This is a genomic window from Cellvibrio sp. PSBB006 (assembly GCF_002162135.1).
In the GTDB taxonomy this organism is placed as follows: domain Bacteria; phylum Pseudomonadota; class Gammaproteobacteria; order Pseudomonadales; family Cellvibrionaceae; genus Cellvibrio.
On the sequence record NZ_CP021382.1, the window covers coordinates 2,073,043 to 2,089,894 of the forward strand.

12 protein-coding genes are annotated in these 16,852 nt (G+C 51.9%); 1 reads left to right on the forward strand and 11 read right to left on the reverse strand.

Annotated features, from left to right (window positions below):
• Window positions 1-2 precede the first annotated feature (2 nt).
• The 11 genes from CBR65_RS08565 to fucP form a co-directional block, all read right to left on the reverse strand.
• Window positions 3-2,426, reverse strand: a complete 2,424-nt coding sequence (locus CBR65_RS08565) for a PAS domain-containing sensor histidine kinase (RefSeq protein ID WP_087466471.1) — start codon at window positions 2,424-2,426, stop codon at window positions 3-5.
• 684 nt (window positions 2,427-3,110) lie between these two features.
• Window positions 3,111-3,662, reverse strand: coding sequence for a DUF3617 domain-containing protein (locus tag CBR65_RS08570; RefSeq protein WP_087466472.1), 552 nt, complete (start codon window positions 3,660-3,662; stop codon window positions 3,111-3,113).
• A 274-nt stretch (window positions 3,663-3,936) separates the two neighbouring features.
• A complete protein-coding gene (locus CBR65_RS08575) occupies window positions 3,937-7,125 on the reverse strand; it encodes a glycoside hydrolase family 3 N-terminal domain-containing protein (protein WP_087466473.1) in 3,189 nt (1,062 codons plus the stop codon).
• 488 nt (window positions 7,126-7,613) lie between these two features.
• Window positions 7,614-8,462 (reverse strand): fumarylacetoacetate hydrolase family protein, encoded by an 849-nt coding sequence (locus CBR65_RS08580; protein WP_087466474.1) that lies wholly within the window; start codon window positions 8,460-8,462, stop codon window positions 7,614-7,616.
• A gap of 193 nt (window positions 8,463-8,655) precedes the next feature.
• On the reverse strand, window positions 8,656-9,384 hold the full coding sequence (locus tag CBR65_RS08585; RefSeq protein ID WP_198300913.1) for an SDR family oxidoreductase: 729 nt from the start codon (window positions 9,382-9,384) through the stop codon (window positions 8,656-8,658).
• Between the two features lie 28 nt (window positions 9,385-9,412).
• Window positions 9,413-10,630, reverse strand: a complete 1,218-nt coding sequence (locus CBR65_RS08590; protein ID WP_087466476.1) for a UxaA family hydrolase — start codon at window positions 10,628-10,630, stop codon at window positions 9,413-9,415.
• Window positions 10,630-10,968, reverse strand: coding sequence for a UxaA family hydrolase (locus tag CBR65_RS08595; protein WP_087466477.1), 339 nt, complete (start codon window positions 10,966-10,968; stop codon window positions 10,630-10,632). Before CBR65_RS08595 ends, CBR65_RS08590 begins: the two co-directional genes overlap by 1 nt.
• Window positions 10,961-12,022: an aldo/keto reductase gene (locus CBR65_RS08600; protein ID WP_087466478.1), complete on the reverse strand. Its 1,062-nt coding sequence runs from the start codon at window positions 12,020-12,022 to the stop codon at window positions 10,961-10,963. Before CBR65_RS08600 ends, CBR65_RS08595 begins: the two co-directional genes overlap by 8 nt.
• A gap of 212 nt (window positions 12,023-12,234) precedes the next feature.
• A complete protein-coding gene (locus CBR65_RS08605) occupies window positions 12,235-13,041 on the reverse strand; it encodes an IclR family transcriptional regulator (protein ID WP_087466479.1) in 807 nt (268 codons plus the stop codon).
• Window positions 13,042-13,173: 132 nt separating this feature from the next.
• Complete coding sequence (locus CBR65_RS08610; protein ID WP_087466480.1) at window positions 13,174-14,019, reverse strand: amidohydrolase; 846 nt, start codon at window positions 14,017-14,019, stop codon at window positions 13,174-13,176.
• 10 nt (window positions 14,020-14,029) lie between these two features.
• Complete coding sequence (gene fucP, locus CBR65_RS08615) at window positions 14,030-15,298, reverse strand: L-fucose:H+ symporter permease (RefSeq protein WP_087466481.1); 1,269 nt, start codon at window positions 15,296-15,298, stop codon at window positions 14,030-14,032.
• Window positions 15,299-15,487: 189 nt separating this feature from the next.
• Between fucP and CBR65_RS08620 the strand changes: the two genes are divergently transcribed.
• Window positions 15,488-16,636 (forward strand): L-lactate dehydrogenase, encoded by a 1,149-nt coding sequence (locus CBR65_RS08620; RefSeq protein WP_087466482.1) that lies wholly within the window; start codon window positions 15,488-15,490, stop codon window positions 16,634-16,636.
• The last annotated feature ends 216 nt before the right edge of the window (window positions 16,637-16,852 follow it).

The following is a 16,852-nucleotide window of genomic DNA, read 5'->3' on the forward strand; positions in this document are numbered from 1 at the left end:
CGTTATAGAGTGGTTTCACCGAATACCTGAATTTTCTCTTCACGCAGTTTCAAATCGCACAGCAAGTCTTCAATATCTTTCAGGTTCACCGGTTTTACCAAATGGCCATCACATCCCGCCGCCCGCGATTGGGTGCGATCCCCCTCCTGCCCCCAACCGGTTACTGCCACAATAGTAATCGCTTTGCCATTAGCCTGTTCACGAATCAGTCGTGTTGCATCGTAACCATTCAGGTTAGGCATACCCACATCCATCAACACAATATGCGGTGCAAAGGCTTCCACGCTGGCAAGCGCTTCGAAGCCATCGTGGGCAATGCGTACATCGTGGCCCAATAAATTTAACAGCATCGCCATGGAATCACAGGCGTCGCGGTTGTCGTCCACAATCAGAATGCGCCGCTTGGGCTGATCAGATGCGTGTATATCCTTTACTCGGGGCTCTGGTTGCAGATCCGCAACGGTATTTAATATCGGCAAGGTTACACAAAACGTGCTGCCTTTATCGGGCCCATCGCTGCTTGCACTGACACTGCCTTGATGCATGTCGACCAACACTTTAACCAGTGCTAATCCAATACCCAACCCATCCATACAATGTTCGCTGTCACTTGGTACTTGCGAAAACATATCAAAAATATTCGGCAGTGACGCAGCGGGAATACCGATACCATTATCGCGGACTTCAACCGTCAATTGATTTTCATGGCGTTCGGCGATCAACCAGATTTTCCCACCCGGCTTGGTATATTTTGCGCTGTTCGAGAGCAGGTTGCTAAAGACCTGAGCCAGACGGGTAAGATCTGCATCAAGAAAGATTGGCTTTTCCGGCAATGACAAAGTCAGCGAATGCCCCGCTGCCTCAATAGCCGGGCGAGTTGCCTCAACGGCATTGTTGATCACTTCTTCCAGCGACACGCGACCTTTTTGCAGATGCAATTTATTGCGGTTCATCCGCGACACGTCCAGCAGGTCATCAATCAAGCGCACCATATGCGTCAATTGTCGCTCCATCATCGAGCGAACCTGGGCCATGGTTTGTGGGTCGTTTTCCGCCAGTTCGAGAATACGCAAGCCATTGCGTACCGGTGCGAGAGGGTTGCGCAATTCGTGAGCGAGCAACGCAATAAATTCATCTTTCTTGCGATCCGCTTCGGCAAGTTCTTCCGCACGACGCTGTAATTCCTGTTCCATTTGTTTGCGCTCTGTCACGTCGCGCGTCGTACCGGCAATTGCTTCAATTTCGCCATTAGCCCCAAAGACCGGCACAAAAATATAATCGTAAATGCGCAAACCGTGCGTGCCGATAAAGGGGACTTCATCCTGCACCGGACGCCCAGTGGTCAGTACTTCTGTTAATTCACGATCATGTTTGGCGGCATGCCATGCGGGATACCCCAATTCCAGGCAGTTTTTACCGGCAGACTCCGCCCAGGTCTTGCCCCACATTTTTAACAAGGCATCGTTGGCATAGGTAAAGCGAAAATCAAGATCGAAGACATAAACAAAATCAGGAATGGTGGCGAGGACTGTTTCGTAGAGGCGACGTTGGCGCTCAGATTCCTGGCGGATATGCGCCAGTTGGGTTTGTGCTTTTTTACGCTCGCTGAGATCAACGCCGTGAACAAGAATACCGGTAACCTTCCCTGAGGGAGACCGCAAGGGTTCGTAAATCAACTCAATATATCTTTCTTCCAGTTCTTGCTGCGGCGCTTTTCGTAACATAACCCGCATGTCAGAACCCACGAAGGGTTCCCCGGTCTGGAAGACATGATCAAGTATATTCAGGTAGCCTTGATCTTCTATTTCGGGCACCGCTTCGCGCACGGTTTTACCGACAAATGCACGGTCCCCCAAGAGTTCACAATAGCGTTGATTCACACTTTCAAAAACATGATCAGGCCCTCGCAGTACCGCCATAAATGCCGGTGACCGTTCAAAGGCTTCCCGGAGGCGCTCCCGCTCCTGTCGCAGTTTATCGATCAGGCGCCGGGATTCTTCCTCCATCCTTTTTCGTTCGGTAATATCTTTTAATACATTCACTGCACCAATAATATTGTGGTGCTCATCGCGAATCACATCAATGTTGACCAAGGCCACAATACGACTGCCGTCGGGCCGCTCGACTATAACTTCCTGATCGCATACCGGTTCGCCGCTAGCTAACACTTGCGCCATCGGCGCATCGGAGCGAGGCAACGGCGTTCCGTCCATCCAGAACAAACGATGGGCGCCACAAAATCGTTCACCCGTTTCTCCCGTTTGCGGCGCCCGTCCCCAGAGTTCAACGGCACGCTGGTTGTAACGCACAATCAAACCGGAGGGAGCCGCACAGACATACACCGCCGCGGGCATCAGATCGATCAATTTTGTATCAAGCCAACCCATAGCAGAAGACGAAACTGCACTTGACACGGCATTAGTCATTACCTTGGTGCTCCGTATACGTCATGAGTATTCTCAGTTGCACATTCGCGGACTCGCACTGCTTAACTTTTCGTCAGTACATTGAATTTAATTGATGCCAGATTAAATGCAGCGCGTATTTTTCATAATTGGCATGAGCAACTGAATTCAGCGATACAAATCCCTATCGTGTTTTTTGATGTTTTTTTCAAAAGTGGATCTGCAAAACCTCGGCATTCTTGTTGAAGGCTGAAATTGCCAGGTTTTGAAGGGTCCATATGAGGTTTCAGGAAAATTGTAGACGCCCGGAAACAAAGAATAAGTATATTAATAGATGTTAACAACAAACGGCGTGAATTACATAGGCCTGTGGCACTGAAAAATACTAATGGCGCAAATATATTCTGGAAATCCGGGAGCACTTTTACATGAGTCGCACCGGGTTTCACCTGAATACGGCTTCGCTTGTTGTGCCAATAGAAGTTATTGCTGCATAAATAGCGCAAAAATCGGGCAGCAACAAAATTAATGCACCAGAATATTTCAGCGTGCATGGCATGTATTATGACAAAGAATATTCCGTTACTGGCGTTGTGCTTCGTTATGCACCGCACATAGGAAGGTGGCAGGAAGAATTATATGAGAGAGCTGACGTAAAAAATATGTCGGACCGTTCAGCCCGACATAGGCGGTATTGTATTGATGTTATTGACCACTCACGGGTTTGATATTGCCGCAATCGGTGGATAGCCACTTACCACTTTGGGTCATAGCCATTTGCTCAGTTTTGCCATTGACCTCTGTAACAAAGGTCGATTTTCCGGTGTAGGCTTTTGGCGAACTAAACGTAATTTCTCCCGTACCGCTTGAGGGCGGATTACCGGCACAACTGAATTTGATCTTGAATGTATGTTTGGTTTGTTCAAGGATCTCTTGCTGGCAATCTTCATCCTGTTGGGGGAGATCGCCGCGATCAATATCTGCCTGTGTAACACACATCTTGACGGAGGTGCCGTCTTCTCCGATGCCAATGCCGTAGGAGGACATCATGCTTTCCATCATCTTGCGTTCTTCGGGTGACATATTGGCCAGTTGTTCTTGCATTTTTTTCATGGCTGCTTCCATTTCACCGCTGGGGTTGGTCATGGTGAATTTGTGTTCCCATAAGCCGGGTGTCATGTCGATTTTTACAGCGAGCGCTGGTGTGCTTATTGCACAACCAAGTAATAATGCGATGCAGGTTTTATATGTTTTCATGGTGTCGTCCGTGTGGGTTGTTGGGGAGATAACGCAGGGTTTAAAGCGGCTTTGATGCTAGTACAGTTTTTTGGTGGGGTAAAGTGGGGATGAAAAAGGGGAGCTCTAGAATCCGTTTGTCATTAGGCCTGTTATTTCGAAAACGCATACATACATCCCTGTAGCTCCTTCAAGTCGTCCCTGACTTGAAGGTTTCGAAATAACAGGCCTAACGCCAAACTCGCATTGCGGTAACAGCACGCTTGTTACTATCTATCCTGTATTTGTAGCATCTTTATTCCTGCAAGAGTTTCAGCAGTGTTGGTTCCATGGCTTTGGCCCAGGTGGCGTAGCTGCTTTCATTCAGGTGTAACAAATCTGGCATGACTGAGCGTGATAGGGTGCCGTCGTCGGTCAGGAAATGGTCGTTGATGTTCAGGTAAAAGATGTGTTGATTGTCGGCATAGGTTTTGATGATGTCGTTGATGCGGTTGTTGATCTGGCGCATTTCGGCATCGGGTTTTTCTTCGCGCGGGAATATGCCTAGCAGCAAAATCCTGGTTTCGGGCAAACGCGTGCGCAGTTCTTGCAAAACGGTTTTGATACCGGTGGCCGTGTATTGTGGTTGCGCTAAACGATGGCCGGTGTTGTTGGTGCCGATCATCAGCACCGCCACCTTGGGATTAATACCGTCTACTTCGCCGTGTTGTAAACGCCATAAGACATTTTCAGTGCGGTCACCGCCGTAGCCGAGGTTCACGGCGTTGCGGTCGGCGTAATATTCCTGCCAAACGGTGTTGCCTTCGTTTTCCCAACCTTGGGTGATGGAGTCGCCAATCATCAGCAAATCTACATTGCCCTGCTGGATACGTTGCAATTTTTCTTTATGGCGTGGCTCCCACCAGTCGCGCGCCCAGAATTCGTTGAGCATGGACGGCGTTACCGCAACGGTTTTGTAATCCGGGCAGGTGGCATTGGGCGTGCCGTTTTTCAGGAATTGGACGTTGGCGATGGCCAGTTCGCCGGCGCCGCCGGTTTCCAGTGCGAAGGGTAAAGTCACCGCGCTGAAGTCGTCACCCTCCTGCGCAAAACAGGACAAAGGCAGACGGATGTTTTGCCAGCCTTTTCCAGCCATGGCAAATGCCTGCTCGGTGAACGGCACTTTGCGTTTGCATTGCTCGCCGCATTGCAAACGGAAATTCACACCACCCTTGGCCAGCTCAATCACATTCATATCCAGTGATAAAACGCCGTTTTTCAGATGCTCGCGCAAGTCCAGCGGTTTGCCGCCTTCGAGGGTGAGGCCCGCGCTCCAGGTGTTTTTCCAGGTTAAGGTCAGCGCGTCTTCCTGCACATCTTTATCGCTGGTTCTGATCACCACACTGCCATCAGGCAAGGCTGCGTATGCACCGCTGAGGATTTGATTACGTTCATGGTTGTTGAAGAAAACATTCCAGGGCTGCAGCGGACGGCCTACATAAAATTTAATATCACCGGCTTTACCGGTTGCCACATCCGCCACTTTTTCCGGCAGGGTTTTCGGCCCGGTTTTTCCGGAGGCATAGGTCAAACCATAACCGTAGGCGAACAGCGGATCATAATCCGGATGATGCGAATTCAATTGCGCCTGCAGCGGTAATTTCGGCCAGGAAAATGTCAGCGTACCTTTGAAGTCGTGGTTGGCCGAACCGTCTGCCTTGGCGATCAACACATCAGCCACACCCGCGCCCTCGGTGCCCGGCAACCAGGCCGCTACAAACGCGTCGGATGCATTCAATTCAGGATTCACCCACAGGGGGCGGCCGGAGATAAATACCGAGACCACGGGAACATTTTTAGCTTTTAATGATTTCAGCAAAGCGAGATTGGTTTTGGTCACCGGTTCAAATTCCAGCGTTCCCAGATCACCCTGTCCTTCTGCATATGGATCTTCACCGAACACAACAATGGCTACATCCGGCTTGGTGGTGTAACTGCCATCAGCTGATAACACCGCGTTGCCGCCTGCATTTTCAACTGCCGTTTTGATTCCGGCATAAATGGAGGTCGCACCCGGAAAACTGGCGTTGGTATTACCGGTTCCTTGCCAGCTCACACTCCAACCGCCGGATTGTTTACCGATGTTGTCGGCACCATCACCGGCGACCAGTACTGTTTGCTGCGGCTTGATCGGCAACACGCGATTGTGGTTTTTTAACAGCACCAGACTTTCGCGCACCGCCTGCCGGGCGATAGCCCGATGTTCCGGATGGCCGATAATATTTTCGCTGCCGGCCAGTTCGCGCTCGGAAGGTTTTTTATCAAACAAACCCGCGCGCACTTTAACGCGCAAGATACGACGCACGGCATCGTCCAGGCGCGCCGCGCTGATTTCACCGGATTTCACTTGCGCCAATGTATTTTCATACATCGGTTTCCAATCGTAAGGCACCATTACCAGATCAACGCCGGCGTTAATCGCTTGTGCGCAGGAATCATTCGTACAACCCGGTACCTGGCCGTGACCATTCCAATCACCTACAACAAAGCCATCAAAACCCATGCGATTTTTCAGTACATCGGTCAGCAGATATTGATTGCCGTGCATCTTCTCGCCATTCCAGGCAGAGAAACTTGCCATCACACTTTGCACGCCCGCAGAAAGCGCGGCGGGATAACCGGGGTTATGGATGTCAATTAACTCCTGTTCACTGATTCGCGCATCACCCTGGTCGTCTCCACCAACGGTGCCGCCATCGGCAAGGAAATGTTTTGCGGTGGCAACGACATGTTGCTCTTGCAGAAATGCCGGGGAATTTACTTGCCCCTGCAAACCTTCCACCATTGCGCGCGCATACTCCTGCACCAGCTTTGGATCTTCCGCATAACTCTCGTAGGTGCGCCCCCAGAAATCGTTTTGTGCCACAGCAATTGTCGGCGCGAAAACCCATTCAATACCAGTCGCACGAACTTCCCGCGCAGTCACTGCGCCAATCTGGCGAATCAGGTCTGGATTGTTGGTGGCACCGAGGCCAATGTTGTGCGGGAAAATCGTCGCGCCGGTGACGTTGTTGTGGCCGTGTACGGCGTCGGTGCCCCAGATAACCGGAATGGCGACTTTGCCATCGCTGGTGTCCATGGAGGCGTTGTAGAGGGTGTCGGCAAGTGCGAGCCAGTCTTTCGGTTTTGCATTGGCAATACGGTTGGGCATGGAGCCGCCGCCGTTGAGTACTGAGCCCAGATGATATTTTTTGATGTCGTCGGGCGTAACGGCCTGGATTTCGCCTTGCATGATCTGGCCGACTTTTTCTTCGAGGGTCATGCGGGAGAGGAGTTGCTCGACGTGTTGTTCGGTGGTGACATCACTGACGGGGCTTTCGAGTTTTGGCCAGCCTTCGATGCCGACTTTTTGCGTTACGGGTGGGGTAACGTCCTGGTTGGAGCAGCTTGTCAGGGTGATTAACAAGGCGCTAAACAACGTTAGTTTTAGTGAGGGTTTTTTCATGTTTTTTTACCTTCTTTTTTAGATTTTTTACTAGTGCGAGTGGGTGGGGAGTTGGGTAGAGGGGGGCGAGACGCGCCGTAAATACTTCCTTGTAGGCTCAGCAGCGGCGTCCTGCCGCTGATGGTCTCGCCCCCCTCTACCCAACTCCTGCATCACGACTGAGGATTCTTTCGGAAGGTGGTTTTCTATTTACTCACCGGGAATGAAAAATCGTCGCGGAATTAAATTTAAGAATCTGCTTACTAAAAAGTATCGTTTGTACCAGACAAAACTAAAAGCTCAATTAAAAAAACTAAACACTTTTGTCTCATTTAGGACCAAGGCGGTGGGGAGAGTGATCGGTTGTTGCTTGTGAGACCATCACCCGCATGGACGACCCACATGGATGTGGGAAGTTTCCCGAAGCGCCGGGAGCGCGTAGGGATGCGGGTGTTGTGCCTACAGGGATGTATTCACGGCGTGTCTCACAAGCAACAACCGATCACTCACTACAATCCAAAATCAACAACCACCTGTTTTTGAACCCCCATCCCCTCAATCCCCAATTCCATCACATCACCAACATTCAAATAAACCGGCGGCTTTTGCCCCAGTCCTACGCCCGGCGGTGTACCGGTGGAGATGACATCGCCCGGTTGCAAACTCATAAACTGACTCAGGTAGTGAACCAAAAATGCCGGGCCGAAGACCATTTGGTTGGTTGAGCCGTTTTGAAAGGTTTTGCCGTTCACCTTTAACCACAAGTTCAAATTTAACGGATCAGGCACTTCATCTTTTGTCACCAGGTAAGGGCCAAGCGGGCCAAAGCTATCACAACCTTTCCCCTTATCCCACTGCCCACCACGTTCCAGTTGAAACTCGCGCTCGGACACATCGTTAATCACGCAATAACCGGCGATGTAATCCATCGCGTCACTTTCTTCAACATAGCTGGTGTGTTTGCCGATCACGATGCCCAGTTCGACCTCCCAATCCAGTTTAGTCGAATTGCGCGGTTTAATAACAGGATCGTTGGGTCCGGTGATGGCGCTGGTGGCCTTCATGAAGACGACGGGCTCCGCCGGAACGGCAAGGCCGGATTCGGCGGCGTGGTCAGCGTAATTTAAACCTATGCAGATAAATTTACCGACCTGGTTTACGCAGGGGCCGAGGCGCAGGTTTTTATCAACAAGTGGCAAACTTTCAATATCAAGCGCCGCCAGCTGCGCCAAAATCTCGGCAGAGATTGTTTTGCCATTCACATCGTCGATGATTCCGGAAAGGTCACGCACTTGACCTTGTGCATCCAGAAGTCCCGGACGCTCCTGCCCCGGTGTACCGTAGCGCAATAATTTCATAACGTGTCTCACTGTCTAAAAAAGCGGATTCACTCAAAATCCCACAAAAAATTAGAAGCCGTCTCAAAAATCAATTGGCGAGACTCAGGCAAAGCGAAAGGCTGATGAGGAGCGGAGTTTACTTAAGTAAATGAGCACCGGAATCAGTTTTTCAACGCAGTATCAGGCCGCCAATTGATTTTTGAGATGGCTTCTAGTTACTCCATCCACCATCAATCACATTGATAGTTCCCGTGGTAAACGCCGATGCATCGCTCGCCAGATACAACGCCAGCTCTGCCATTTCGCGCGCGCTGCCCAAGCGGCCCATGGGTTGCCGCGCCACGAAATTTTTGTACGCGGTCTCATAATCACCGGTAGCACGCATGCGTTCTTCCAGTGACGGCGTTTGTACGGTACCAGGGCAAATAGCGTTGCAGCGTATGCCCTGGGTGACAAAATCGGCAGCAACTGATTTAGTCAGACCGATGACGGCAGCCTTGGTCATGCCGTAGGCAAATCGATTGGGTGCGCCTTTGATGGAACTGGCTACGGACGACATATTGATGATGGAGCCCTTACCCGTGGTCAACATGCCGGGCAGGAAAGCGCGGATCATGCGGTACATGGAGGTGACATTCAAGTCGAGGGAAAATTGCCAGTCTTGTTCAGCGCAATCGAGGATCGTGCCGTTATGCACATAGCCCGCGCAGTTAAACAGAATATGCACCGGACCCACCTCTTCGCTGAGGGCTTTTATCGCGTCGGGATCAAGTACATTCAATTGCCGTGTTTCACAATTTTCCAGCGTCTGTAATAAATCAAGATTAATATCCGTTGCAATTACCCGTGCGCCTTCACTGGCAAATAATTCTGCGGCGGCGCGGCCGATGCCTTGTGCAGCGGCGGTGATCAAGGCAGTTTTTCCTGCGAGGCGTTTCATTATTTTTTCCGTTTTTTATGAATACTGGTTACGCGATTTGACGAACCGGCAAACATGCCGGGCCAATCGGTTCAAAGGCTTTATAGGTCAGGATAAATTCCTGATGGCCCAAGTCTTCTGACACACTGCGCGCGCCGGAAGCGACGGCGATAACCTTGCCAAGAATTTCTTCACCCACGTCATCGAGACTCGCTTCGCCTTCGAGGATGCGCCCTGCGTTCACATCCATATCGCCCGCCATGCGGCGAAAGGTTTCCGGATTGGCGCAGACTTTAATCACCGGTGAAATAGCCGAGCCCACCACCGAGCCGCGCCCGGTGGTAAATAAAATCACGTGGGAGCCGCAGGCAATCAGTTCAACAATTTCGGCGTTATCAGAAATATTGGGAAAGCCAAAACGCGGTTCGCCATCCGGCACCACGTCGAGTAAATATAAACCGCCGGCGGGCGGAACATCGCCCGGTTTAATTAATCCGCTGATCGGTGAGGAGCCGGATTTTGAATAGGCGCCCATGGATTTTTCTTCGAGGGTTGTCAGCCCACCATCGGCATTGCCCGGTGCAAAACTGCCGAAGCCCATCACGCGATAATAATGCTCAGCTTTTTCCACACAGGCTTCGATAGCCGCACCCAATTCCGGTGTAGTAGCACGATCCGACATCACCGTTTCACAACCAATCAGCTCACCGGTTTCTTCAAAGATGCAGGTTGCATCCGCCGCGACTAATGCATCAAAACAACGGCCCACCGCCGGGTTGGCAGTAATACCGCTGGTACCGTCAGAACCGCCACAAATCGTACCGACAATTAATTCGTTCAGCGCCATGGGCACACGTTTTACCTGCGCGATCTGCTCACGCAATTGCGTCACGGCAGCAACACCGGCATCGATGGTGGCGCGTGTGCCGCCCGCTTCCTGAATCACCAGCAATTCAGCCGGACGTCCGCTGGCACGAATCAGCGTTAATAATTTTTCGCGATTCATACTTTCACAGCCAAGTGATACCAACAGCGCACCACCAACATTCGGGTGCGTGCACACCGCATTCATCATGCGAAACGCATATTCGTTGGGAAAACAACCGGGGAAGCCGATCAAGTGAACATCCATATCATTGGCAAGCGTAACAATGCGGCGACTGACGTGATGCGCACACTCAACCAGGTAAGCCACCACAATGACATTGCGAATTCCTTTGCGGCCGTCCTGCCGCAAATAACCTTGAAACGATACGGCGGTGCTCATCAACTTTCACTCCGATCTTTATTTTGGCGCGTGCGTGTATGACTGGGAATGTAATCACTTTGCATGTTGTGCATGTGGACGTGACCACCGGGTGCGGCAGCTGCCGTCATTGAGCCAACCGGCGCGCCGTATTTGAAAATTTTGTCGCCAGTGTTCAGTGTGAAGCGCGCCAGCTTGTGACCAACGCCGATATCCTCGGCAGCAATAACTGGTTTGCCATCAATCATCAAGTGATCGCCGGGCCGGATATGTGCAACGCAAACCAGCACATTGTCGTCCGGGTGCAACAGGATCGCTTGCGCGAACGTGGCAGCAGCAGGGGTATTCAGGTTACTCATACAGATGCTCAACCTTGGCTGATGAAAAAAGGGCCGACGGTACCGGCGCTTGATGATGGAGCAAGCCCAACTCGCGCAGTGCCGGCCAGAAGTCGTCGGGAATGGTTTGATTCATCCAGGTGACCGCCTGCCTGACTTGTTGTGGACTGGCCAGGCCGGCGATCACCGAACAGATCTGCGGATGGGCCGCCGGAAACTGCAAGGCGGCGGCGGCCAGGGGAACATCAAATTCCTGACAGACCAGCTCCAGTTCACTCACGCGCTTGACGATGGCCGCGGGAGCCAGTTCATAGTTGTAATAAAGAGGGGCGTCGCTCCGGGTGCCGGAGGCCAAAATACCGGAGTTAAAGGGTCCGCCGAGAATCACCGACACACCGCGTCGTGCGCACAGTGGCAGGAAAGTTTCGCAAGCGCCTTGTTCCAGCAGCGTATAACGTCCAGCCAATAAGAAACCATCAAAGTCAGCGTGCCCCATCGCCTGCTCACACACCTGCCATTCATTGGCACCCAAGCCAATAGCGCCGACCACACCACTCTCGCGCAACTCGCGCATGGCCCGATAGCCGCCATCCATAAACTCGCGAAACCGCGCGGGATGCCCGGCGCCGTGGGTGACTTCACCCAGGTCGTGGGCCAGTAGGAGATCAATCCGCTCCACATTCAGGCGCTTAAGGCTCGCCTCAAAGGAACCCATGATGCCGTCATAGCTGTAGTCAAAGACCGGCTCCAGGGCGGGCGTGTGGGCAAAGCCGTGGCGCAGGTCTGCGGTGGAATCCGTGGGCACCAGCAAACGGCCAACCTTGGTGGAGAGAAAGACTTTTTCAGCATTGTGCTTACGCAAGGCGGCGCCCAAGCGGGATTCGCTCAAACCAAAACCGTAGTGAGGTGCTGTATCGATATAACGGATACCCAGCGCCAAAGCCTCATCTACCGTTGCCACGGCCTGCTCGTCCGCAACAGCTTGATACAGGTTACCGATAGGTGCAGCCCCAAATCCAAGGACGGACAGGTTCACGGCAGACTGCCCCAATGGGCGCATGTGGGTGGAAAGCATGGGCAGCTTCCTTTTTTATAATTAAAAATCAAATTGCTAATAAAAAGCATTTTACCCAAGACAACGAAAAAAAGACATATAGTTACTTAGACTTTTTGGGTAGAGATTGGGCAATATTGGCAACGAAAGCAAGCGGAAAATAGGAAAGAAAGAGCGCGGCGACAGAGGGAACGGCTGACAATCGTATTGGTGCGATTGTCAGCCGGGTTAGTTTAACGACCGTCGTCGTTGAGGGCTTCGGCGATCTTGGTCACCGCGATTCGCAAGGCATCCAATACCTGCTCGGCGGTCACTTTCTGCTGCTTGATCGCAATAAACGGCACGATCAAACTGGCAACCGCACCTTGCATACCCATGATCGGCATACAGGTATCGGTCACCCCGGCCACGAACTCACTGGGAGACTGGATATAACCGCGCTCCGCCGCCGCCGCCGACTTGGTCAGAAAAGCGTCAATACGCTCTGGATCATCCCGGGCAGAGTCTTTCAGCTGCGGCAACCAGTTGGCTTGCACTTCCGGCGTCGCCAGACCATATAGCAACAAACCCGAGTTGGTATCGATAAGCCGACGGCGATAGCCGACGCGCACTGAAAAGCCCAGATCTGTAGCACTCTCGATCCGCGCCACCACCACAATCTGGTCGCCGGATGCCACCACCAGGTGACAGGATTGCCCAACCTCACGCGACAGCTCTTTCATCGCTGGCAATGCCGCCTCCAGCAGCGAGCGGGCCGAGCCCTGCGCGATACCCAGAGTGAACAACTTGTTGGTCAGCATGTAGCCTTCGCGCCCTTCCGGTGAAGCGACAATGTAGCCGCGATACTCCAGTGCCAACACCATGCGGAATAACTCACTGACGGAGCGACCCAGCGTGGCCGCCATCTGCGAGGTCGTCATCGGTGAGCCATTGCGGGCGAGCAACTCCAGAATATCAAGTCCTTTTTCCAAAGCGGGTGCCCGGTATTTACGTTCATCTTCCATGGCCGATTCGGCCAATTGTTTTTTATGATTTTTCATAGTTTGCGCTTTCAAGTTGGTGAATTGATTTATTTTTTTATAATGCCTAACCCAAATAGTGTGCGTGACCAAAAGCTAACAGAAGCCTCTGCCAGCAACAAGGTTTGTTGCATACCTACCCCGAAAATTCTTTTAAAGACGATAAAACGCACGCGCGCTTTCACTGAAAACCTGCCGGATGACCGACGCGTTATGATCAGGAATCAACGCTTGTGCCACATCAAACCAGGCCCGGTAATCCGCATAAGCCTGGTTGGGCGATGCGCAAACCACCGGCCAATCGCTGCCCCACATCACGCGCTGTGCACCAAAAGAGTGAAATATATGTTCGACGTAGGGCCGCAATGCATCCGTACCCTGTAAGGCGCCGGCTTCGGTAAGCAGTCCGGATAACTTGCAATATACCCAGGGCAACTCCGCGATGCGGGCAATACCATCACACCAGATCGCGAAAGAATTTTTATCATCCTGCGCTATCGGCGGTTTGGCGGCGTGATCAATCACCAGCGGCAAGTCAGGCCAAGCTTGTGCAAATTGATAAATGTGCGGCAAATGACGCGGGAATATCAGCGCATCAAAACACAGCCCCTGTTCCTGCATAGTTCGTAATGCCGGTGCCAAATGCGGTTGCAAAATCCAGCGATCATCAGCCAATCCCTGCAACATCGGACGCAGGCCGCGCAATTTTTTATGTTGTGCCAATTGCGTAATACGCTGCATTACATTGGCGGCAGCGAGGTCAGCCCACCCGACCACCGCGAGTACAAAATCGTTTTGCTGCGCGAGCGTTAACAAATAATCCGTATCGCGGTCACTGGGTTGCGATTGCACTAACACCGACCCTTGCACACCGCATGTCGTTGCCAGGGGCAGCACATCATCCAGGGTGAAATCGCGGTACAGCGGTTTATCGTCCGGCGTGGGCCAAGTGCAATCGTGTTGGCCGATTTGCCAGATATGCTGATGAGCATCGATCATGCCGCGCACCTTATATCGTCGCCGTGTCGCGCCGATAGCACGCACGCGCAAAGGCCGCAATTACAACGAAACACACCATGGGTACTACCACCGCGACATGAATCTCGCTCAAATCAGAAATAACACCCATTAATGCAGTGAGTACCGCACCGCCGATAATCGCCATGATTAACAAGGACGAGCCCGGTTTGGTTAAGGCACCCAGCCCTTTGATGCTCAGGGCAAATATGGTTGGGAACATCAGCGACATAAAAAACGTTGTTCCGGCAAACGCAAACATGCCCACTACATTGGGCAAGATAATCGCAACCAGGCACAGAGCCACATTGATCAGTGCGAAGCCGGCCATCAAACGCGATGCCTTGATCTTGCCCATCAACGCCGTAGCAATAAACCGGCCCGCCATAAAGGCAATAAGCGAGAGAAAGACGTAAGTTGCCAGCGTTTTTTCGCCGGTGCCCGGCAAGGCTTCCTTACCGTAACGAATCATAAAACTGAAGATACACACCTGTGCGCCCACATAAAAAAACTGCGCAACCACACCGAACACAAACAACTTGTGTTGCATTAACTGCTTGAAGTCCCGCCAGCTCCCCGCGCCCTCTTCCACGGCAGGTTGCTCGGCAGCCGCAGGAAACCGCGTGATAAAAACCAATAACGCCCAACACACTACAAAGAAACCTACAGCGATATACGGCCCCTGCACCGCCTGTATTTCCATCTCATACAATTGCGTCAATTCAGTGGGCGCTAACGCGGCCAGTTCTTCCGGTGTGTGTTCAATACCGGACAGGATAAATTCGCGTCCGATCAGGATGCCGGTCAAGGCACCGAGCGGATTAAAGGATTGGGCAAAGTTAAGCCGGCGCTCTGCCGTCTCCGGATCGCCCATGGCAACAATCAACGGATTGGCGGAAGTTTCCAGAAACGCCAGGCCACTGGCAATGACAAACAAGGCGAGTAAAAAAACCTGGTACTCATGCAGTTGTGCGGCGGGGTAAAACAAAAAAGCACCGGCACCATAAAGCAACAAACCCAGGATAACCCCGGATTTATAACCGTAATGTTTCATGAATAATGCAGCGGGAATAGCGAAGACAAAATAGCCGAAATAAAACGCCATCTGCACAAAGCTGGAGGCAAAATCCGACAGCGTAAATGCTTTTTTAAATTGCGTAATTAAAATATCGTTCAGGTGATTTGCCATGCCCCATAAAAAAAACAGGCTGATGATCAACAGCAGGGGCAGAACAAGCGGCAGCTTTTCTTTATTATCCATTGGTCCTCCAACCGCACTTTTATATTTATTGTTACGGTGCCTGTTTGTCCGAACCGCTCATCAACAGGCTCTCTCACGTATAAAACCATATAACACAAGCACAATTCATAAGTGAAATATTGTTTATACGTGAAAGATGATAACATAAAGTCTATAAAACCATAACACCGTGTATGCACTGAGGCTAGTATGATTCTCGCCAACACCGAAGATTTCCGCCGCCTGGCACGTAAACGCCTGCCCCACTTTCTGTTTGAATACATCGACGGCGGCGCCTTCAGCGAAACGACCCTGCGTAACAACCAGCACGATCTGCAACAGTTTTCATTGCGTCAGCGCGTATTGCGTGATGTGTCCGATGTGTCTACACAAACCACATTATTCAGCCAGCCCCTGGCTATGCCACTGGTTTTGGCACCGGTCGGTATTGCTGGCCTGAATGCGCGACGCGGCGAAGTGCAGGCAGCGCGGGCAGCAGAAGCGGCTGGTGTACCTTTTTGTTTATCCACGGTATCCGCCTGTTCGCTGGATGAGGTGTGCAAGTCAGTTAACAGCCCCATCTGGTTTCAGCTTTATATGATCCGCGACCGGGGCTTTTTGCGCGAGATGCTCGCCCGCGCTCATGCGGCAGGCACACAAACGTTATTGTTCACCGTCGATATGCCAGTACCTGCCACGCGCTATCGCGACATTCGTTCGGGGCTTTCGGGCGGCAGTCTGTTGCGGCGCAAGTTAACGCGCATGACCCAGGTTATCGCCAGACCGCGCTGGGCCTGGGACGTAGGTTTATGGGGACGGCCGCACAATCTTGGCAATATCGTTCCTGTGCTGGGTGAGCGCGCCGGTATTGATGATTTCTGGGCGTGGCTGGGCAAGAATTTTGATCCAAGCGTTCGCTGGGAAGATATTGATCGTATCCGCGCCGAGTGGCCCGGCAACTTTGTTATCAAGGGTATTCTTGATCCGGAGGATGCGCGCACCGCAGCCTCCATCGGCGCCGATGGCATCGTGGTATCCAACCACGGCGGGCGCCAGTTGGACGGCGCCATTTCTGCTATTCGCGCATTACCGCGTATCGCCGATGTGGTTGGTGATGATCTTCCCTTGTTGATGGACAGTGGTATCCGCAGCGGCCTGGATATGGTGCGCGCCCTTGCGCTTGGCGCGCGTGCGGTGATGATCGGCCGCCCCTGGGTCTATGCACTTGCGGCGCGGCAACAAGCGGGCGTCAGCGAATTATTGGCTATGTTCGCTCACGAAATGCGTGTCGCTATGGCGCTGTCGGGCTGCACTCAGGTTGCAGATATTTCCCGTGATATGGTTGAAGTAAATCTTTAGTCGTGTGAAAAACTGCCTGAAGTCCTGGTGCAACACCAGACCGCGAAAGTTTACTTACAAAATTAATTTTACAAATAAATCCCTTCGCTTTTTCGGATTGGCAACCTGTCACGTTTAGTAACTCTTCTGTAACTCGCGCTACCCTAAATGTAGATCTTTTTCGTCACTGGACGAAAATGCGTTTTCGTTTGTCGCATTAATAAACACTAGTACACA